23 protein-coding genes and 5 tRNA genes are annotated in these 20,500 nt (G+C 45.9%); 5 read left to right on the top strand and 23 right to left on the bottom strand.

Going from position 1 to position 20,500, the window contains the following annotated elements; genetic code table 11:
• Positions 1-3: 3 nt before the first annotated feature.
• The 18 genes from rpoB to V2I46_10840 all read right to left on the bottom strand — a co-directional run bounded on the left by rpoB (position 4) and on the right by V2I46_10840 (position 13,199).
• Positions 4-3,816 carry a DNA-directed RNA polymerase subunit beta gene (gene rpoB, locus V2I46_10925; GenBank protein ID MEE4178009.1) on the bottom strand — a complete coding sequence of 1,271 codons (3,813 nt, stop codon included), beginning with the start codon at positions 3,814-3,816 and terminating at the stop codon, positions 4-6.
• Between the two features lie 128 nt (positions 3,817-3,944).
• Positions 3,945-4,325 carry a 50S ribosomal protein L7/L12 gene (rplL, locus tag V2I46_10920; GenBank protein MEE4178008.1) on the bottom strand — a complete coding sequence of 127 codons (381 nt, stop codon included), beginning with the start codon at positions 4,323-4,325 and terminating at the stop codon, positions 3,945-3,947.
• 52 nt (positions 4,326-4,377) lie between these two features.
• Entirely contained in the window at positions 4,378-4,899 is a 522-nt protein-coding gene (gene rplJ / locus V2I46_10915; protein MEE4178007.1) for a 50S ribosomal protein L10, read from the bottom strand.
• A gap of 38 nt (positions 4,900-4,937) precedes the next feature.
• The gene (gene rplA, locus V2I46_10910) at positions 4,938-5,633 is read right to left on the bottom strand and encodes a 50S ribosomal protein L1 (protein ID MEE4178006.1); all 696 of its coding nucleotides are present in this window, start codon (positions 5,631-5,633) and stop codon (positions 4,938-4,940) included.
• A gap of 64 nt (positions 5,634-5,697) precedes the next feature.
• Positions 5,698-6,132: a 50S ribosomal protein L11 gene (gene rplK / locus V2I46_10905; GenBank protein MEE4178005.1), complete on the bottom strand. Its 435-nt coding sequence runs from the start codon at positions 6,130-6,132 to the stop codon at positions 5,698-5,700.
• Positions 6,133-6,207: 75 nt separating this feature from the next.
• Positions 6,208-6,750, bottom strand: a complete 543-nt coding sequence (nusG, locus tag V2I46_10900) for a transcription termination/antitermination protein NusG (protein ID MEE4178004.1) — start codon at positions 6,748-6,750, stop codon at positions 6,208-6,210.
• A 95-nt stretch (positions 6,751-6,845) separates the two neighbouring features.
• Positions 6,846-7,040 carry a preprotein translocase subunit SecE gene (gene secE, locus V2I46_10895; GenBank protein ID MEE4178003.1) on the bottom strand — a complete coding sequence of 65 codons (195 nt, stop codon included), beginning with the start codon at positions 7,038-7,040 and terminating at the stop codon, positions 6,846-6,848.
• 25 nt (positions 7,041-7,065) lie between these two features.
• Positions 7,066-7,138: transfer RNA gene (locus V2I46_10890), tRNA-Trp, on the bottom strand.
• A gap of 55 nt (positions 7,139-7,193) precedes the next feature.
• Positions 7,194-8,381, bottom strand: coding sequence for an elongation factor Tu (gene tuf, locus V2I46_10885; protein ID MEE4178002.1), 1,188 nt, complete (start codon positions 8,379-8,381; stop codon positions 7,194-7,196).
• Between the two features lie 55 nt (positions 8,382-8,436).
• Positions 8,437-8,508, bottom strand: a tRNA-Thr gene (locus V2I46_10880).
• A 21-nt stretch (positions 8,509-8,529) separates the two neighbouring features.
• Positions 8,530-8,602: transfer RNA gene (locus tag V2I46_10875), tRNA-Gly, on the bottom strand.
• A gap of 8 nt (positions 8,603-8,610) precedes the next feature.
• Positions 8,611-8,692: transfer RNA gene (locus tag V2I46_10870), tRNA-Tyr, on the bottom strand.
• Between the two features lie 20 nt (positions 8,693-8,712).
• Positions 8,713-8,786: transfer RNA gene (locus tag V2I46_10865), tRNA-Thr, on the bottom strand.
• Positions 8,787-8,932: 146 nt separating this feature from the next.
• Positions 8,933-9,232, bottom strand: a complete 300-nt coding sequence (locus V2I46_10860; GenBank protein MEE4178001.1) for an HPF/RaiA family ribosome-associated protein — start codon at positions 9,230-9,232, stop codon at positions 8,933-8,935.
• Positions 9,233-9,249: 17 nt separating this feature from the next.
• A complete protein-coding gene (locus V2I46_10855; protein ID MEE4178000.1) occupies positions 9,250-10,134 on the bottom strand; it encodes a tyrosine-type recombinase/integrase in 885 nt (294 codons plus the stop codon).
• Between the two features lie 103 nt (positions 10,135-10,237).
• Positions 10,238-10,435, bottom strand: coding sequence for a 30S ribosomal protein S21 (gene rpsU / locus V2I46_10850; GenBank protein ID MEE4177999.1), 198 nt, complete (start codon positions 10,433-10,435; stop codon positions 10,238-10,240).
• A gap of 151 nt (positions 10,436-10,586) precedes the next feature.
• Complete coding sequence (locus V2I46_10845; protein ID MEE4177998.1) at positions 10,587-12,785, bottom strand: S9 family peptidase; 2,199 nt, start codon at positions 12,783-12,785, stop codon at positions 10,587-10,589.
• Between the two features lie 165 nt (positions 12,786-12,950).
• Positions 12,951-13,199: a hypothetical protein gene (locus V2I46_10840; protein MEE4177997.1), complete on the bottom strand. Its 249-nt coding sequence runs from the start codon at positions 13,197-13,199 to the stop codon at positions 12,951-12,953.
• A 45-nt stretch (positions 13,200-13,244) separates the two neighbouring features.
• On the opposite strand from V2I46_10840, the gene V2I46_10835 reads away from it, so the two are divergent.
• From V2I46_10835 to V2I46_10815, 5 genes are all read left to right on the top strand, one after another.
• Entirely contained in the window at positions 13,245-13,967 is a 723-nt protein-coding gene (locus V2I46_10835) for a CDP-alcohol phosphatidyltransferase family protein (GenBank protein ID MEE4177996.1), read from the top strand.
• A gap of 31 nt (positions 13,968-13,998) precedes the next feature.
• Positions 13,999-14,253: a phosphoribosylformylglycinamidine synthase subunit PurS gene (gene purS, locus V2I46_10830; GenBank protein ID MEE4177995.1), complete on the top strand. Its 255-nt coding sequence runs from the start codon at positions 13,999-14,001 to the stop codon at positions 14,251-14,253.
• Positions 14,254-14,284: 31 nt separating this feature from the next.
• The gene (locus V2I46_10825; protein ID MEE4177994.1) at positions 14,285-14,647 is read left to right on the top strand and encodes a YraN family protein; all 363 of its coding nucleotides are present in this window, start codon (positions 14,285-14,287) and stop codon (positions 14,645-14,647) included.
• Positions 14,648-14,868: 221 nt separating this feature from the next.
• Entirely contained in the window at positions 14,869-15,558 is a 690-nt protein-coding gene (locus tag V2I46_10820) for a peroxiredoxin (GenBank protein MEE4177993.1), read from the top strand.
• Between the two features lie 589 nt (positions 15,559-16,147).
• Entirely contained in the window at positions 16,148-16,567 is a 420-nt protein-coding gene (locus V2I46_10815) for a TM2 domain-containing protein (protein MEE4177992.1), read from the top strand.
• A 65-nt stretch (positions 16,568-16,632) separates the two neighbouring features.
• Here V2I46_10815 and V2I46_10810 read toward each other — a convergent pair whose 3' ends face one another.
• Genes V2I46_10810 through V2I46_10790 form a run of 5 tightly spaced genes read right to left on the bottom strand, consistent with a single transcriptional unit; the run spans position 16,633 to position 20,414 of the window.
• Positions 16,633-17,565 carry a hypothetical protein gene (locus V2I46_10810; protein ID MEE4177991.1) on the bottom strand — a complete coding sequence of 311 codons (933 nt, stop codon included), beginning with the start codon at positions 17,563-17,565 and terminating at the stop codon, positions 16,633-16,635.
• On the bottom strand, positions 17,555-18,454 hold the full coding sequence (locus V2I46_10805; GenBank protein MEE4177990.1) for a hypothetical protein: 900 nt from the start codon (positions 18,452-18,454) through the stop codon (positions 17,555-17,557). The genes V2I46_10810 and V2I46_10805 overlap by 11 nt, the downstream gene beginning before the upstream one ends.
• The gene (locus V2I46_10800; protein MEE4177989.1) at positions 18,393-19,250 is read right to left on the bottom strand and encodes a hypothetical protein; all 858 of its coding nucleotides are present in this window, start codon (positions 19,248-19,250) and stop codon (positions 18,393-18,395) included. Before V2I46_10800 ends, V2I46_10805 begins: the two co-directional genes overlap by 62 nt.
• Positions 19,247-19,711, bottom strand: coding sequence for a membrane protein insertion efficiency factor YidD (gene yidD / locus V2I46_10795; protein ID MEE4177988.1), 465 nt, complete (start codon positions 19,709-19,711; stop codon positions 19,247-19,249). Before yidD ends, V2I46_10800 begins: the two co-directional genes overlap by 4 nt.
• The gene (locus V2I46_10790) at positions 19,704-20,414 is read right to left on the bottom strand and encodes a hypothetical protein (protein MEE4177987.1); all 711 of its coding nucleotides are present in this window, start codon (positions 20,412-20,414) and stop codon (positions 19,704-19,706) included. The genes yidD and V2I46_10790 overlap by 8 nt, the downstream gene beginning before the upstream one ends.
• Positions 20,415-20,500: the final 86 nt, after the last annotated feature.

The raw sequence follows: 20,500 nt of genomic DNA, 5'->3' as shown, positions 1-20,500 counted from the left end.
GGTTTAATCAAACCGGATATTGAGGCCAAGTCCCCTGAGTTCGTGAACCAAGACATTGAATGATTCAGGCACACCAGGAGTTGGCATATTTTCGCCTTTTACTATGGCTTCATAAGCCTTAGCCCGGCCAATTACATCATCGGATTTCACGGTCAGAATCTCCTGAAGGATATTGGCAGCACCAAATGCCTCAAGGGCCCAGACTTCCATCTCACCAAAACGCTGACCCCCAAACTGAGCTTTACCGCCCAGGGGTTGTTGTGTGATCAGCGAATAAGGACCGATAGAACGGGCATGCATTTTGTCGTCAACCATATGACCAAGCTTCAACATATAAATGATACCTACTGTTGCAGGCTGGTCAAATCGTTCACCGGTACCACCATCATACAGGTACACTTTCCCGTTTTCAGGTAATCCTGCCTTACGCATATACTCGTTAATCTCATCAATGGTGGCGCCGTCGAAAATGGGGCTGGAGAACTTCATATTCAGTTTTTCACCTGCCCAACCCAGCACGGTCTCATAAATCTGGCCCAGGTTCATACGCGAAGGCACACCCAAGGGGTTCAAAACAATATCGACCGGGGTTCCGTCTTCCAGGAATGGCATGTCTTCTTCACGGACAATTCGGGCAACAATACCCTTGTTTCCGTGTCGACCGGCCATCTTGTCACCCACTTTCAACTTACGCTTCTTCGCCAGATAGATCTTGGCAAGCTGAACAATCCCTGCTGGAAGTTCATCTCCAACAGTACTGGTAAATTTCTTCCGGTTATATGCGCCCAGGATATCCTTGAATTTAATGGAATAGTTGTGAAGCAATTCCTTAATGAGCAAGTTCCTCTCGCGATCGGTTGTCCAGTTATTGGGGTTAATGCTTGCATAATCAAGGTTGTGCAGGATCTTTTGTGTAAACTTAGTACCCTTGGCAACCACTACTTCCTTGAGGCTGTTCATGACGCCTTGGGAAGTTTTCCCGCTTACCAGCACAATAAGTTTATCAACCAGTTTTGCCCTAAGCTCGGTAACTTCGGCATTGAACTCATCATCCAGTTTCTCAAGGATTATCTTTTCCTTTGTCTTGGCTTTTCGATCCTTGAAAACACGGGAGAAGAGTTTTTTATCAACAACAACTCCTTTCGTTGATGGCGGTGCTTTCAGTGAAGCATCCTTCACATCGCCTGCCTTGTCACCAAAGATAGCCCGCAATAACTTCTCTTCGGGCGTAGGATCTGTTTCTCCTTTGGGCGTGATTTTCCCGATAAGGATATCGCCTTCGTTGACTTCGGCACCAATACGGATCAATCCATTTTCATCAAGATCCTTGATGGCTTCTGCACTGACGTTTGGAATATCACTAGTAAGTTCCTCAACTCCCCGCTTGGTGTCACGAACGTCGAGGGAGAACTCCTCAATATGAATAGAAGTAAAGATATCTTCCTTTACAACTTTTTCGGATATAACAATAGCATCCTCAAAGTTATAGCCTTTCCAGGGCATGAATGCCACTTTCAGGTTGCGGCCTAAAGCAAGTTCCCCATCCTTGGTAGCATATCCTTCGCACAGCAGCTGACCCTTGGTCACTTTTTGTCCCTTTCGTACAATAGGGCGAAGGTTAATGCAGGTACTTTGGTTGGTCTTGGCAAACTTGGTCAGCTTGTAGATTCTAACATCATCTTCAAAACTCACCAACTTCTCATCATCATTTCTTGAGTAGCGAATAATGATCTCATCAGCATCCACATATTCCACCAAACCTTCTCCTTCTGCATTAATCAGCACGCGGGAGTCAGTTGCCACCTTTTTTTCCAGACCAGTACCTACAATTGGAGATTCCGGATTAAGTAAGGGTACAGCCTGGCGCATCATGTTACTACCCATCAGGGCACGGTTGGCATCATCGTGCTCAAGGAAGGGGATCAGCGAAGCAGCAATGGAAGCAATCTGGTTAGGACCGACATCCATCAGGTCAATCTTTTCGGGCTCTACAATGGGATAATCGGCCTGGAAACGAACCTTAACAAGGTCTTCGACGAATTTCCCATCCTTTTTCAGAGAAACGTTTGCCTGGCTAATGATTTTGGTCTCCTCCTCTTCCGCCGAAAGATACATCGGCTCGCTCTTGAAGTCAACTTTACCTTCTTTGACCTCGAAATAGGGAGTCTCAATGAAACCTAAGTCATTGACCTTTGCGTAAACACAAAGCGAAGAAATCAGACCAATATTTGGGCCTTCGGGGGTTTCAATCGTACAAAGTCTGCCATAGTGCGTAAAGTGAACGTCGCGCACTTCAAAACCAGCCCTTTCCCTGGACAAACCACCAGGACCAAGTGCTGACATCCTGCGTTTGTGCGTTAATTCAGCAAGCGGGTTGGTCTGATCCATAAACTGGCTTAGCTGGTTCGTCCCAAAGAAAGAATTGATAACCGATGAAAGGGTTTTCGCGTTGATCAGATCAGTTGGAGCAAATACTTCGTTATCGCGAACGTTCATGCGCTCGCGAATGGTGCGGGCCATACGGGCCAAACCTACACCAAACTGGGCATATAGCTGCTCACCAACAGTCCTTACACGACGGTTACTTAAGTGGTCAATGTCATCAACATCTGCCTTGGCATTAACCAGTTCAATGAGGTACTTCACAATAGAGATAATATCTTCCTTGGTAAGTACCCTTAAATCCATGGGGATTTCAAGATTGAGCTTCTTGTTGATCCTGTAACGGCCAACATCACCCAAGTCATAACGCTTATCGGAGAAGAAAAGCTTTTCGATCATGCCACGCGCGGTCTCATCATCCGGCGGATCAGCATTACGGAGCAAACGGTAAATAAATTCCACCGCATCTTTTTCCGAGTTGGTAGTGTCTTTTTGGAGGGTGTTATAAATCAGGGCATAATCGCTCAGGTTCAAATCCTCTTTGTGAAGGATAATGGTTTTTGCGCCTGATTCTACAATTAGGTCAATATGTTCATTCTCGAGGACGGTTTCACGGTCAATGATAACCTCATTTCGCTCAATGGAAACCACCTCTCCGGTATCTTCGTCAACAAAGTCTTCGACCCATGAACGCAATACCCGGGCGGCTAATTTACGCCCAACATATTTCTTCAGGCCGGTCTTGCTTACCTTTACTTCATCGGCCAGGTCAAAGATCTCAAGGATATCCTTATCACTTTCATAACCAATGGCCCTAAGCAAAGTGGTGACAGGCAGTTTCTTTTTCCTGTCAATGTAAGCATACATTACATTGTTAATATCGGTCGCAAACTCAATCCAGGATCCCTTAAAGGGAATGATCCTGGCACTGTAAAGTTGCGTACCATTGGCATGCAGGCTGGTTCCAAAAAACACCCCGGGAGAGCGGTGTAACTGTGACACCACTACACGCTCAGCACCATTGATCACAAAAGTACCACGGGGAGTCATGTAAGGAATCATCCCAAGGTAAACATCCTGGATTATGGTTTCAAAGTCTTCGTGTTCGGGGTCTGTACAATACAGCTTAAGTTTCGCTTTAAGCGGAACACTGTATGTCAGCCCGCGTTCGATACATTCCTGAATGGAATATTTCGGGGGATCAATAAAATAATCTAAGAATTCAAGTACAAAATTGTTTCGGGCGTCGGAAATGGGGAAATTCTCACTAAACACTTTAAAAAGGCCCTCATTCTTGCGATTTTCCGGAGTCGTCTCAAGCTGGAAAAAGTCCTGGAAGGACTTCAGCTGGACTTCAAGAAAGTCAGGGTAATCAAAATGAGTGGTTACTGAGGAAAAATTTACCCTCTCGACGGTTTTGATATTTGCTGCCAAGGTCTGAGGTGTTTGTAGTTACTAAATAAACTAAAAGAAGAAAAACAAATAAACAGCAATAAAGATTAGACTTCTACATCGATCGCGGGGATTCGGCAGAAGTCTAATCTTCAGATATTTACGAGAGCTTATTTTACTTCAACCTCTGCGCCGGCTTCTTCCAGTTGCTTTTTCAATGATTCTGCTTCATCTTTTGCAACACCTTCCTTAATCGCTTTAGGTGCTCCGTCTACCAGTTCTTTAGCTTCTTTCAATCCGAGGCTGGTGAGTTCTTTCACAAGCTTCACAACGGCCAGCTTAGAGGGGCCAGCAGCTTTCAGAATCACGTCAAACTGGGTCTGTTCTTCTGCAGCTTCGGCTGCCTCAGCACCAGCTGCGGCTGCCACAGCAACAGGAGCAGCGGCTGCAGGCTCAATGCCGTATTCTTCTTTCAAAATCTGTGCCAATTCATTAACCTCTTTTACCGTAAGATTAACTAATTGTTCTGCAAAAGCTTTCAAATCTGCCATTTTTATTTTTGTTTTAATTGGTTTTACTTTTGTGATTTTTTCATTCAAATGCTTAGCTTTCTTTTTCCGAAAGCGTTTTCAATACACCGGCAATGGTCGATCCACCCGATTGAAGGGCAGAGATCACATTCCGGGCAGGAGATTGCAGCAATCCAATAAGGTCGCCAATGAGTTCTTCTTTCGACTTGAGGTTTACCAGCGTTTCCAGCTGCTCTTCCCCAATAAAGATCGCTTCCTGAACATAGGCACCCTTTAGGATCGGCTTCGGACTGGTCTTGCGAAACTCTTTGATCAGGCGGGCAGGAACGTTGCCCGTATCTGAAAACATGATTGAGGTAGCCCCCTTCAACACGTCATACAACGCTTCGAAGTTTTTCTCACTGGCTTCCATGGCTTTGCGGAGCAAGGTGTTCTTTACCACCTGCAGCCCCACATTACGACGGAAACAAAGCCTCCTCAATTTATTGATGGTTTCTACATCCAGGCCAGAAGTGTCAGTCAGATACACTATATCGCCACCTTTTAACTTCTCGGTCAACGATTCGATAATCTGATATTTGTCTTCTCTTTTCATAAAGTGTCAGTATCTTTAAGGTGATGTGCCACCTATGTTTAATTGTTCACTGATTTGGTCTCAACCTGAATACCCGGGCTCATAGTACTTGACAAGAAGATGCTCTTCACGTAAGTACCCTTTGCAGCGGCAGGTTTTAACCTGATGATGGTCTGGATCAGTTCTTTGGCATTATCTACCAACTTCGGGGTGTCGAACGACACCTTGCCGATGGAGGCATGCACAATACCGTACTTATCCACTTTGAAGTCGATCTTACCGGCTTTCACCTCCTGGACGGCTTTGCCAATGTCCATGGTAACAGTACCGGCTTTGGGGTTGGGCATAAGGCCGCGGGGTCCGAGGATACGGCCCAGGGCACCTACTTTGGGCATAACATTGGGGGTAGTAATCACCACATCAACATCGGTCCAGCCTCCCTTGATCTTTTCAACATATTCATCCAGGCCAACGTAATCAGCTCCGGCTTCTTTAGCTTCGTCTTCCTTATCGGGGGTACATAATACAAGTACCCTGACGGTTTTTCCAGTCCCATGTGGCAGGGTTACAACGCCCCTGACCATCTGGTTGGCTTTTCGCGGGTCAACACCCAGCCTGATGTCAAGATCCACTGATGCATCAAACTTGGTGTAGGTGATCTTTTTTACGACTTCAGCCGCATCAGCCAATGAGAAAACCGCATCCTTATCAAACTTAGCTAAAGCTTCTTTTTGGTTTTTTGTTAATTTAGCCATTTTCAGATTCCGTTAAGCTTTAAGTTAATGAATACCCTTAAGTAAACTTGATGAGATCGATCACTTAGGCTTTTGCGCCCTTGATCCTGATACCCATGCTCCTTGCCGTACCGGCAACCATTTCCATGGCTGACTCAACGGTGAAACAGTTTAAGTCGGGCATTTTTGATTCTGCGATTTCCCGTACCTGTTCCCAAGTAATTGTGGCAACTTTGGTCCTGTTGGGCTCGGCTGAACCCGATTTGATCTTGGCTGCCTCACGCAGTTGCACTGCAACTGGTGGGGTCTTAGTTATGAAATCAAAGGACTTGTCCTTGTACACGGTGATAATGACAGGAATCACTTTCCCTGCTTTTTCCTGCGTACGGGCATTGAACTGCTTACAGAACTCCATGATATTCACCCCCTTGGCACCCAATGCAGGGCCCACAGGAGGTGAAGGGTTCGCAGCACCGCCTTTGATTTGCAGTTTTATTAAAGCACTAACTTCTTTTGCCATTTTTCGATTTTTTTTAACAAGTAAGGGGATCGAAATACATCATGCATGCTGATGTAAATGCGCGTAACAACACACCTACTCTTTCTCAACTTGCATGAAGCTCAGCTCTAGCGGAGTCTTTCGACCGAAGATTTTCACCATCACTTTCAGTTTCTTTTTCTCTTCGTTGATCTCTTCGATCACTCCGGTAAAGCTGTTGAACGGTCCGTCTGTCACTTTTACGGTTTCTCCCACAATAAACGGTACATTCAGTTCTTCTTCCTTGCCAGAAAGTTCGTCAACCTTTCCTAAGATGCGATTGACTTCTGAAGGACGAAGCGGGGCGGGTTCTGAACCAGAGCCTAAAAATCCCAATACCCCGGGAACGTTTCGTATAATATGAGGGATCTCCCCCATCAGAGCAGCTTCAATCAGAATGTATCCAGGAAAATAGTTGCGCTCAGCGCTCACTTTTTTCCCTTTACGGATCTGATAGACTTTCTCCTGGGGAATTAGTACTTGCGATACGTAATCCTGAAGACCAAGGCGCGAGATCTCACTTTCAATATACTGCTTGACTTTCTTCTCGCTACCACTAATAGCCCGGACCACATACCATTTTTTCACCTGGTCGCTCATACTCACGTAAAAACTTTAATCCTGGTCGTCTTTTTTGCCAATTGCTGAAAATCAGTAAAATATTAGAACTTTCGGCAAATCAGTCAACCAAATGATTATAAAAAGAGACGGTAGAATTGTTTCAGAATGGAGCTAAAGCTGGTATCCATCAAATAAACCACGATTGCGATTATGAGGGAAGCAATAGATACCACCACTGCGCTGTTCTGCAGTTCACTCCAAGTCGGCCACGAAACTTTATGGATGAGTTCATCGTAGGTCTCGCGCAAATAGGCTCTGATTTTCTTCATGTTTTTATTCGATTCTAATATTTAGCACGGGTGGAAGGACTCGAACCCTCAACCAATGGTTTTGGAGACCACTACTCTACCAATTGAGCTACACCCGTTTGTGCACAAGGGAGCAGATGAAATCACCTGCTCCCCTTATGCAAGGCATTATGTTTATTCAATAATTTCAGTTACCTGACCGGCACCAACAGTCCGTCCACCTTCGCGGATTGCAAAACGCAGACCTTTGTCCATGGCCACTTCGCTGATCAGTTCTACCGTAATGGTGAGGTTATCACCAGGCATACACATTTCAACGCCTTCGGGCAGATAAATTTCTCCGGTAACGTCAGTAGTACGGAAGAAGAACTGGGGGCGGTACTTATTGTGGAATGGAGTGTGACGACCACCTTCTTCTTTCTTCAGTACATAGACCTCAGCCTTGAATTTTTTGTGCGGCTTCACTGAACCGGGCTTGCAAATAACCATACCACGGCTGATCTCATCCTTGTCAATACCACGAAGCAGCAGACCTACGTTGTCACCAGCTTCACCACGGTCCAGGATCTTGCGGAACATCTCAACACCGGTAACAACCGACTTGAGTTTTTCTGCACCCATACCAATAATATCAACAGGGTCACTGGAGTTAATAACACCAGTTTCAATCCTACCAGTTGCAACAGTACCACGACCAGTAATCGAGAACACGTCTTCAACGGGCATCAGGAAGTCCTTATCAACGGCGCGGAGGGGCAGCGGGATAAAGGTATCAACAGCTTCCATCAGTTCTTCAACCTTGGCAACCCATTTGGGTTCGTTGTTCAAACCGCCAAGAGCAGAACCACGGATCACGGGAATATTGTCACCGTCAAACTTATAGAAAGTAAGCAAATCACGAATTTCCATCTCAACCAGCTCCAGGAGTTCTTCGTCATCAACAAGGTCAACCTTGTTCATGAAAACCACAAGCTGGGGAACACCTACCTGACGGGCCAAAAGAATGTGCTCACGGGTCTGGGGCATAGGACCATCCGTTGCAGCAACGACCAGGATAGCACCGTCCATCTGGGCAGCACCGGTAACCATGTTCTTCACGTAGTCAGCGTGACCGGGGCAGTCAACGTGTGCATAGTGACGGCTCTCGGTCTGATACTCAACGTGCGCTGTATTGATAGTTATACCTCTTTCTTTTTCTTCAGGGGCGTTGTCAATCGAGTCAAACGAACGAATTTCCGAAAGACCTTTTGAAGCCAGGATCTGGGTAATCGCAGCGGTGAGCGTAGTCTTGCCATGGTCAACGTGACCAATGGTACCTATGTTCACGTGCGGTTTTGTGCGTTGGAATTTTTCTTTTGCCATATCTAACTGGGTGTTTAAGTTTTTAAAAAAAGGGATTCAACATTTTTTTCGTTTGAGCCGACGATGGGAATTGAACCCATGACCTCTTCCTTACCAAGGAAACGCTCTACCCCTGAGCTACGTCGGCTAAATCAATTTATTAGCCTCGAGCGGAAAACGGGACTCGAACCCGCCACCTACAGCTTGGAAGGCTGTCGCTCTACCAGATGAGCTATTTCCGCTTATTCCGTGGGGGGAGGAGGATTCGAACCTCCGAAGGCTGTGCCAACAGATTTACAGTCTGCCCCATTTGACCGCTCTGGAATCCCCCCAGAACATTGTGTTTTTTTTGAGCCGATGGAGGGATTCGAACCCCCGACCAGCTGATTACAAATCAGCTGCTCTGGCCAACTGAGCTACATCGGCAAACATTTTACGCCTTTCGTTGGCCCATTTTCCCATGGCCCTGCAATAAAAATGCAGACCTTGTTAAAAAGGTCTGCAAATGTACGAAAGATTTAAAAACTACCAAAAAGAAATAAACTTTTTTTTGAAAAAACCAATCCAGCATTTTAAATCCCACGAACCTTTCCCTTATGACGCTGAAGTTGCCGCCTTAACGCATCAACAGCATTATCGGTCGCCTCTTCAAATGTCTTGGCCTGTTTCTTGGAGAACAGATCATTGCCGGGAAGCATCACTTTCATTTCTACAATCTTGTTTTCATTGTTTTGCGCGGGGTCTAACCGAAGGGTCACATCGCAACCTAAAACCCCGTCAAAATGAGTGGTTAACTTCGACGTTTTGTCCCGGATAAATTCTTCCAATTTTACATCTGACTTAAAATGCAATGAACTGATGTTTACTTTCATAAAGGGTTCCTCCACTTTTACGCCTTTGGATGGGCTTGTTTATAAACATTCTTAATTTTCTCAATGCTGTTGTGCGTATAAACCTGGGTAGCCGATAAATTGGCATGCCCCAGAATCTCCTTAATGGCATTCAGGTCGGCTCCGTGGTCAAGCATATGCGTGGCAAAAGTGTGCCGGAGAACATGCGGGCTTTTCCGGCTTCGTGTCGTTACATTGCTAAGATAACGGTTTACCAGCCTGTAAACATACTTAGGGTATATTTTCTTCCCTCGATCCGTTAGGAAAATATGCGAATCTGCCATACCCCCAAACGTTTTTTCCTTTTCAAGACAATAGTCCTGATAATGATCTGCCACTTCTTGTATAACGGGAATAATACGTTGTTTTGCACGTTTACCCAAAACTTTAATGGTATTTTTTCCAGCATCAAAATCCCGATGCTGCAATCCGCATAATTCTGATAAACGCATCCCCGTAGTATATAGCAACTCAAGAATCAACCGGTCACGTATGCCCGCATATCCCGGCCTGAAAGCCGAATAATCGAGCAAACGATGCATTTCTTCTTCTTTGACAACTACCGGCAACACTTTGTTCTTTTTAACACTGCCAAGCTTTTCCATGGGATTCTCTTCCACCACCCCATGCTTCAAGGCAAACCTGAAAAACGACTTCAAAGAAGAAAGCTTTCGGTTGATGCTGCTGCGTGCCATCCCCTGTTGCATTGCCTGAGCTAGCCACGAGCGAACCATGGGCGCTTTAACATTCTCCAGGTAATCCAGCTCATACTGGTCCCTGAAATAATCTGAAAATTGCTGAAGGTCGGTGCCGTACGACACAATAGTGTGAGCCGAGTAACGTTTTTCACGTTCGAGGTACTGCAGGAATTTTTCAGTGCTCACGGCCATGATCGATCAAAACAAAAAAGAAGAAATCTTTGCTTAAAGTTATGCTAAAAAAGCAGCATAAGCAAAAATTTCTTCTAAAATTTCCTTAATCGAAAAACTACATCGAATCTTTCTGATCCTGTAATTTCTGAATATAGATGGCTTTCAAACGCTGCTCACGGTTCTTCACAGAGGGCTTGGTAAATTTCTGACGCTCCCTCAGTTCCCTAAGGATGCCAGTTTTCTCAAATTTACGCTTCAGCTTCTTTAAGACCCGGTCAATGTTTTCGCCTTCTTTTACAGGTACAATGATCATGCTTACCTCTTTCTTTATTACGTTGTTATTTTTCTTTCTGTAAAGTCTACCTCAAAAGGGAGTGCAAAGGTAAAAAAGAATTTTTACTTATCAAAATATCTTAATCATATTTTGTTTTTTCTTCTCAATCCCCTCACCCCTACCTTTATCTTTATAGGAAGTTTTTGACTAAAAAGCGCGTCATGTGTTCATACAAGTGCAGCCTGGTATTCCCCCCGGCAATGCCATGGTTGTGATTGGGATACACTGCAAGCTCAAAAGGTACATTGGCCTCAACCAAAACACTGGCCATCTCCATGGTATTCTGAAAATGCACATTGTCGTCAGCACTGCCATGAACCAACAGGTAATGCCCTTTGATATTATCCGCATGGAAAATAGGCGAATTGTCATCATATCCTTCCGGGTTCTCCTGAGGCAGCCTCATATAACGCTCGGTATATACTGAATCATAATAGCGCCAGTTGGTCACGGGTGCAACGGCAATGGCCCCTGCAAAATAATCTGCCCCTTTGGCAAGGCATAGCGATGAAAGGTAGCCCCCATAGCTCCAGCCAAAAATGCTGATGCGATCTTTGTCCACATAAGGCAAAGCTCCCAGGTATTTAGCTGCTTCTATCTGGTCAATGGTTTCGTATTTGCCCAGTTGCATATAGGTCATCTTCCTGAATGCTTCGCCCCGAGCTCCTGTGCCACGGTTGTCGACCGAAACAATAATAAACCCCATCTGGGTCAGCATCTGGTACCAAGCACCATTTGAAGCATCCCAGCGGTCAACAACCGTCTGGGATCCCGGGCCCCCGTATGCATACATAAAGACCGGGTATTCCTTTGTGGGGTCAAAGTCCTCCGGCTGCATCATCCAGCCATTCAATGAAACGCCTTCGCTCGTTTCAAAACTAAAAAAAGTCCTTTCCACAAAACGATGCTCATTCATTTTCTGCAATAGCTCACGATTATCCTCCAACACTTTGATCAGGCTCCCGTCGGCATAGTGAATACTGTAAACGGGGGGCGTATTCGCATTTGAAAAGTTGTTGATAAAATACCTGAACCCTTTACTGAAAGAAGGGCTGTGGGTCCCTTCGCCCTGGGTGAGTTGTTGCTTCCCCCGCCCGTTCAGTTTCACGCTGTAAAGGTGATTCCGAAGGGGTGATCTTTCATGGGAGGAGAAAAACACCAGACCCTGGTCTTCATCAATCCCAAAAAAACGCTGAACATCCCAGTCTCCATTGGTTAGCGCCCTTACCTCACGTCCCTGGAGGTCATACAGATACAAATGGTTGTATCCGCTCTTCTCGCTGCTGATTATAAAATGACGACCATCTTCCAGGAAGGTAAGGTCATCAGTCACCTCAATATAGTACAAGTTATTTTCCTCATACAAAACTTCCGAGGCACCGCTTCGGGCATCTGCCAGCAATAACTCCAACTGATTCTGATGGCGGTTCATGCGCATGACACAAAGCAGTTCCGGATTCTTGGTCCATTGGATGCGCGGAATATACTGGTCGGTTTCAGGGCCTGTATCAACCTTAGTGGCCCGGCCAGTGGTCACATCATATATGTGAATGCTAACCCGGCTATTCTCCTCGCCGGCTTTGGGATACTTAAAGCGGTAATCCTCCGGGTACAGGCTCCCGTATAAAATCATATTGAACTCTTTCACCCGGCTTTCATCAAAGCGGTAAAAAGCAAGCTTCTGACCATCAGGCGACCAATGAAATCCCTTGGTCAAACCGAACTCTTCCTCATAAACCCAGTCCGCAGACCCATTGATAATAAAGTTATGCAAGCCATCGCTGGTCACGGCTGTTTCAACATCCTTGTCCAAATCCTTAATAAACAAATTATTCTCCCGTACAAAAGCAACCTTACGTCCATCAGGTGAAAATGCAGGCAAGCTAAGACGGGTGCCCTCTGAGAGTGGCTTCAGGGTTTCGGATTCCGTATCCCACACAAAATACTCGGCAATGTAAGAGTGCCGGTATATGGCCTCCCGGTTGGTTCCTATCAACAGGGTCGTCTCATCGGGGCTGAAAATATACTCACTGATTCGTAACCCTTTCCCCTGATCATTGGTCAGGATACCTTCAGTCGAAAAAGCGGTATGCTGTTTCTCCCCACTCTCATAAGAATAGATGTTAATATCGGTTTGATTCTCCACGATGGAATATTGCAGCCCATCATTCATCGACTGTCCCAAGCGAATGCTCTTGGAAGCAAAATAACGGTCCTTCCATATCTGCTCCAATGTTATCGAAGGCTCCGCAGCCTGAAGAATGCCGAGAATAAGGAAAAAATAAAAGGTGGCCAGCAGCCGGGTCATTGCAAATTGATTATACTTCATGGCTGATCAAGATAGGATTGGTTAATGAATTTGGTGGCCACAAAAATATCAGTTTAAGAACTAAAACAAAACTTTCCTTTGATCCTTGTATAAAAAAAGAAAACAGAAAAAGGGCAAAGTGTCAAAAAAGTTTGCCGGGAAGCAAGCCAAAGGCCGAAAAACTGTTTACTTTAGCAGGGAGGAAATGTCGAAATCATTGCGATAAATGTGCAGCACCTCATCCATAATCAGGGTTTCCACTTTATCGATCTTATTGGAGGATGGGACATACCAGATTTCAGCAAAAAATTCGTGCAGTATATATAACTTAATATTGTAATAAAGGAATTGTCTGGACGAGATCTCACGACCCTGCTCCAGTAGAATGTATACTTTCTCCTTTAAGCTGGCTTTGTCAAATGCTGATTGATCCATGAAACCGAAATTTGAACCAAAAATATTTTTAATCTTATAAACAAAATGAAACATTTTCCAAATGCAGTCACCCTGATGAACCTGTTTTTGGGGGCTGTAGCCATGGTCCTGGCCATTTTGGGCCAACCACATTATGCCGCTGTCCTGATTGGCATCTGCGCTGTGCTCGATTTTGCTGACGGCCTGCTGGCCCGTATTCTCAACGCCAGGTCTGAACTGGGGCAGCAACTCGACAGCCTGGCCGATTTGGTGAGCTTTGGCATGGCTCCTGCAGGCATTTTGTTTCATTACCTCCAACAGGCGGTTCAAACTATTAACCCCCCAGCCCTGCAAAATGTTTTGCCTTTTGCCGCCTTTTTTCTAGCCGTTTTTGCTGGCCTGCGCCTGGCCATCTTTAACATCGACACCCGACAAACCAGTGGCTTCATTGGATTGCCCACCCCTGCCAATGCCGCTTTTTTCGCTTCAATGCCTTTCGTCTTGGCATTTGCCAATCGCCAGGGTATTATCTTACGTACCGTCGAAGCCATAACCCAGAGTTGGCCCTGGCTGCTAATCTTCCTGGCCCTGTTTTCATACCTGATGGTATCGCCCATTCCTATGTTCTCCTTAAAAATCAAAAATTTCCAATGGAAGGAGAACCGCGTCAGGTATATCTTTATCGGACTGATACTGCTCTCTCTGCTGATTTTCGGTCTCCAGGCCGTAGCCCTGATAGTAATTTTTTACCTAATTTTGTCGCTGTTATTTGCAGCCCAAACAAGATAACATAATCCCAATCCGCCAAAAAACCAATAACATGATATTCCGCGCCGAAATTAACGTAATGCCCCTGAAAGCCTTGCTCGACCCCCAGGGAAAAACCATCACCAAAAGCATGAAAAACCTGGGGCTTCCCGAAATCAACAATGTCAGGATGGGTAAGCATATCACCCTCGAAGTGGAGGCTGCTGATCACCAGGACGCACACCAAAAGGTGGAAACAGCATGCAAAAAACTCCTCGCCAATCCCATCATGGAATATTTTGAGTTTGAGTTGTTCGAGCAAGAGTAAAAGCATCCCGGGGCTCAAAAGTTTTTATCCCATGGCCGAATCACACCTCACAGGAAAACAGGGCGAAGCCATCGCCCTCAAGCACCTCCAGCAGAAAGGCTATGCCGTTCTTGAAACCAATTGGCAGGCAGGGCATAAGGAAATCGACATCATTGCCCGAAAAGATGACCTTTTGGTGATTGTGGAAGTTAAATCCCGCAAAACAGCATTTTTTGGCGAACCCGAAGAATTTGTCAGCCGCAGCAAACAAAAATTACTCATCGCTGCTGCCAACCAATACCTTGAAAAGAATGACCTGGATCTCGAAGTTCGCTTCGATATCATCAGCGTTTTATTCAAAGGCGAGAATTTCCAGGTCCACCACATTGAGGATGCCTTTTACCCCACCCTCTGATTACCAAACCACAAGCTTCAGATGCCCTGAATCCTGCATCAAACCTTATTACTGGCAATGAACAAAACATTGTTTAGAAAAGTTATATATACGCTATCTTAATTAAATTAAGACTAAATAAACTTGACAATTTAGAATAAACCAAATAAATTTGACTTCAATAATTTAATCCTCGTCTGAATTTATCAGACAAATAATATTAACCTTTAAAAATTCTTAAAATGGATCAAAACACACCAATGCAGGAAGTAACAAGAATGCCCTTGATTGGCGAAGTAGCCCCTTCATTCAAAGCCAAAACAACTCAGGGCGAAATTAATTTCCCCCAAGATTACAAAGGGAAATGGGTTATTCTTTTCAGCCATCCGGCCGACTTTACCCCGGTTTGCACCACCGAGTTCATGACCTTCGCAAGCATGCAGGAAGACTTCAAAAAACTCAACACCGAACTCATCGGCCTTTCGATCGACAGCATCTATGCTCACATTGCCTGGCTGCGCACCATCAAGGAAAAGATCGAATACAAAGGCATGAAGAACGTTGAGGTCCTCTTCCCCGTCATCGAGGACCTGAAAATGGAAGTGGCCAAGGCTTTTGGCATGCTTCAGCCCAGTGCCAGCACCACCCAGGCTGTCCGTGCCGTATTTATCATGGACCCCGAAGCCAAGGTGCGCGCCATCCTGTATTATCCCCTCTCAATGGGCCGCAACATGGACGAGATCAAGCGCATGATCATTGCCCTTCAGAAAGCCGACAAGGAACAAATTGCCACCCCCGCCAACTGGCAGCCCGGTGATGACGTGATCATCCCTACCCCGGGTTCCTGCGGCGCTGCCAAAGAACGCATGGAAAGCCAAGATGAGAATAAGTATTGCCTCGACTGGTTCCTCTGCTTCCGCAAAGAAAAATAATCCATCAGGATTTTATTATTGGAGGCCGTTTCCCGATCAAGAAACGGCCTCTTGTTTTTATTACCCGAAAGCCCTCCTTTAAAAAAATACCCGGCATCTTCTTTCCTATTGCCAAGGCCAGCAAGGAGGCTATGGCATTCCCTTACCTTTTCAACTGAAAAAAGAAAGAAAAAGAGGAGATTCAAAACCACTGAAGGGACTTGTCAGAATCAGAGTTCAGACGTAGTTAACACGTAGTTAACACGTAGTTAACACGTAGTTCAGACGTGTGTGCACGTCTGAACTACGTCTGAACTACGTTTAAAATTCGTTTTATCTACGTTTTATTTTTGATCCGGATACATGCTTGCCAAGGGTCGAAACCCGGCCGGGAGTGGTTCCAAATTTCCTGATAACCAAAAGGTTCGATATTCCAAATCCAATTTAGTGAAATTAATTCCTGGCAAAAAATATTTTATGGCAGGAACTAATCATTTGTTAATGGGTTTTTTTTAATTTTCGCCATTCTTTTTTGCAAGAATAATTTTTAAATTCATATATTTGTTTTCTTAATTAACCCAATCATGTCAATCACCAAATTTTGAATTGTATGAAAAAATTGTTCCTCATTCTTGTTGTTTTCCTGGGAGGTATTGTTGCGGTGCAGGCTGAAGCCAATATGTACCGGCTTGACCAGGCTGCTGTGGACAACATGTTTGCCCAGGCAGAGCAAGTGGACTACCTGAACATGAATACCCTGTCGCCCCTCAACGTCAGCGGCGACCAGGGAAGCACTCTTTACATGAGTGAGAAGACCCCTGCCGTTGCTTTTGTCCTGGCATGGTTTCTTGGCCCCCTTGGAATTCACCGCGCTTACCTGGGTACAACCACTGGGGTAATCATTGGGTATATCCTGACCCTTGGCGGATGCGGCATCATTGCCTTCGTTGACTGGATTGTCCTGCTAATCGGCGTCATCGAGGACGATATCAGCAAATACATTGACAATCCCAAGTTCTTTATGTGGTAATTGATCTGCCACGCAAGGCCGGCTTTCCCGACTGCATATACGGTCAATTGGGGAAGCCGGTTTTTTTATTCCCCAAACACACTCAGCAGATGATGGCGCTGAGCCTCGCTAAGTTCATTGGCCATGCGTGTTGCCCTGGTTAGGGCCGCTTTTTCTTCCCCGGCTTTAACCTGTTCCCCCATTCGCTCAAGGATCTTAACGAAATGCTGACGGAAGATGAGGTTTGAAGGATATTCTTCCAGCAACGCCCTCAACAGGGGTAAGGCTTTTTCAGGCTGCTGCTCCAAGTCCAGATAAATCCTCATCAACAGGTAACCGGCCTCAGTCCGCCAGATAAAATGATCGCTGCGGGCGGCGGTGTGAAGTTGTTCAAGCCCAAGTTCCCTGTCTCCCCGGGGATACAACAGGGTGTAAAGGGCCAGGAAGGGGTATTTCTGACGAGCATATTCAAGCATGTAATTGTACATCCCCGAACTAAGGTTAAAAGGCAGGTAAACCTCTTCCTTGCCTATGGATGCTTCAATTTGGTCAATGCAACTTTTCAGACTGAAGATGGTTCGCAGGTATTCCTTTTTGTCAAGGAACAACCTGGCCTGCATCGCGTAAATATTTATAAAATAGAAAATATGTGCATAAGAATGGTTTTCATTGATCAGGGGCTTAATGGCTGAAAGCGACCTTTTCAGGCTTTGGTAATATGCTTCCTCTAGCCGTGGGTTTTGGGGATGGGTAATAATCATCCACCACAGATACTGAGACCGGGTAAAATGCGAGAGGTAGTTATTGGGAAAGCGCAGAATCATTTCGGTCGACAAAGTATTGGCTTGCTCAAAATTGAATGCATACAAGGCTTTCATGGTTTGTTCCATGTACAGGTCAACCGAGGGCTGAAGGGTTCTCTCACCCTCTGCCCGCCCTGTTGCAAAAAACAAGAAGAAAAAAAGGAAAATTATTCCCCTGTAATTCCATTGAGGGTTCTCCTTTTTCTTAAGGTTCATTGGGTGCAGATTGATAGAGTTCCAGCAGCATTGCCAAAAGGGTTTCCTGGTAAGCCTGCATGGTAAGGATATTTCTTTCCTCTGTCAGTTCGCCGGCCTGACGAATCCCACCGAAATAAAACGACTGAAACATCCCCAGCCCGACGATCACACCACTGATGTACATTTGGTTGTAACCCAATAAAACCGCTACACCCAGAGAGGCCAGCTGGGAGAAACCGTTGAGTATTCCTGCCCCTGGGTTCCCTGCAAAAAAATGCCCTGTTCCCGGCAAGAAGGTAGAAAGCAGGCGGGCTTTTTCCGGATCGCGCTCCACCGGCCGATGCTCTTTCAGCAGCAGGGTTTGCATGGCCTTCAAAAGGCTGTCCCGACCGTCTGATGGATGTTGTGACCGGGAAATTCCCAGCAAGTAATCATTTAGTTGATCCCAGTTTCTCATTTTAACCAATACCATACCTTTTAAGAGGGAAAAGGCTTCCGAATGGTTTGCATTGGGATACTGAACTTCATATTGCTGAAGCAGTGAGTATGCCTGTGAGTATACCCCTGACAGGTACGAGCAAACAGCCATTTCATAAAGCATCTCGCGGCGCAGCGAATCTCCCGGGGCATAAGGCAGCGAGCGCTGCAGGTCCATCACAGCTCTGAAATATTCGCCCTGTTGTTTCAGCGCCCTGCTTTTGCGAAGACTTGCCTCTGCCCGAACCACAGCTTCCTGCGAAAGGAAAAATTCCCGTTCGTAGGCAATGGCAGCTTCAAAAAAACGGCCAGCGGAATACAAACTGTCACCCGCTTGAAATGCCTGCTCCTGTGCCAGGGCCTCTCCCCTACCTGAAAATATTGCGCAAAGGAATATGCATATCGAATAATATGCGCTGATCCATTTCATAATTAAACTCGTTTCGTTGTCTGCCTGCGGCTATGGCGCTGCCCCAGACGTTGCCCACATAAAAAACCCCCGTTGTTGCAGCCGAAAGGATAAAAAAAACGTTTTTCGGACCAAGCCTGCGGTAGAAATCAAACGTTGTCAGTGCCATGGCCCCCACATATAGAAAGGAAGCGATTCCCTCAGCCTTTTTCCCGGAATACACTTTCCCCAGTCCTGGAATTACCGCCGAGAGGGCTCCAGCAAGTGCAGGAGACCTGCGCGGAAAATCCCTGAGTTGCCCGCTAAGCTCGACCAGGCTTTTCTCCTGCAGGGCAAAGGCATTATAAGATCCTGAAAAACTGGCTGCATATTGATCAAACGCTTCATAATCTCTCATCAGCAAGGCAACTCCTCCCTTTTCAAAATTCAGTAGGGCTCCCTCTACTGATCCCGTTTCAAAAACCAATTCCTGCAAAACGGAATCGGCCTGCAGATAAAACCCTGAATGCCCCAGGTTGTAGGATGCAAAAAAACGGGATTTATTAAACAACGGGCTTTCAGGAGAAACAGCCAGAAGAAAGTCAGCCGAAGGTTTAAGTTGTTTTTGCTGATAAAGGATCCATCCTTTAAAATAATTAACAGAGTCAATCAGCATGGGCTCTTCAGGCTTGAGCCCTTCAAGCAGGGAAAGGCTTTCCCTGAATTCGTTGCGGCTCATCAGGTGACGGACAAAATCCAGTTCCTGCCTGACAGGTTTTTGTGCCACGGAAGGCCATGAAATTAGAAGGGAAAAGATCATCAACCAGGCACGTGTCATTCTTCCAGACGATAAATTTGAACGGATTCACGAATTTTTCCCGATTGTTCTCCAATCACCAGGGGGTGCACATCAAGGGCTGCCACACGGTTGCAGCGGGTAAGCCGGTCGGCGGTAAAAAACACCCCCCTCATCAGGCCGTACTCACGGATCAGATTTTTGCTGAAATGCGAACAGGAAGTTTCGTACAGGCACTCTGAAGGCAACTGGGGCGAAACATAACGCTGGTAGACAAACATCAGACCAGTGAAAGTGAGCGAAAAGGGGTTGTACCGGGCTAGCCAGGAACCCGAGCGGGTCTCCAGCAAATCCACATGCTGGTGGTCATCGTGACCAACGACAGTGGCAACACTGGCTTCAAGCAACTCCAAATCAGAAAGGGCTGCCTGACCGAAGCTCCCCTGGCTAGTAAGCAGCAAGGCCACAAACAGCCAAAAGCACCAGCGTATGTTTTTATTCAAGGATCTTTGCATCATGGGGTATGGAAAAGTTAAACCAAGGGCTCACGGCGCGCTGGTTGATCTGCACCTCAGAGAACTTCACGCGATTAACAATGGAATCGCCACCGGGCAGGTAATTAAACTCGGTAATGGTCATCGGCAGAGTGATCTCGGGAAACTGCCGGTAATCGGTATAATACACTTTCTTCACCAGTTTTTTGTCTGTATCGTAATATCCGGTATAGATGGGCAGGTAGTTTTCGTGCACCAGTTCGATCTGGCTGAATAGATGGTACAGGCCTGAAGGAGGAAACCACTGCGTGACCACCATCCCATCCTCAAAGCGGGTATCCATCAGCTGAAACCCCATTTGCTGCAAGCCCAGGTCACTGGTTTTTCCCTGGAGAAAGAAATAAATAAGGTTGTTTTCCGAGCTGTACTCCAGACTTTGGGTCCGGTAAACGGTATAGTCCTGTTCGTTGAAGATGGCCAGCTCACCCTTGTTGTTGGTAATCATCACCTGTTCAACGGGTTGGGTGTAACGGGTAACCAGACGACCATCAAGCGACTGGTAAAATAAACTGGCCTGCACATCTGCGCGCTTACCCCGGTGAAGGCTCTGGCTTTCCATCTCCATCATGATGCGTTCTACGCTCAGATAATGGAAACCTAAAGTAGCAAAGCTAATGACAAGCAAGACAATGAGAGGTAACCTGTGTTTCATGGCTTTGTTTTTGATGCACAAAATTGGGAAAATACTGGCAAAAAACCTTGGAAGGTTTTCACATTTTGAAAAAAACAAAAACCATG

Origin of the sequence: Bacteroides sp., from assembly GCA_036351255.1 — a bacterium.
Lineage (GTDB): Bacteria > Bacteroidota > Bacteroidia > Bacteroidales > UBA7960 > UBA7960.
The sequence above is the reverse complement of the archived record's forward strand: the minus strand, read 5'-3'. Positions and strand labels throughout refer to the sequence as shown.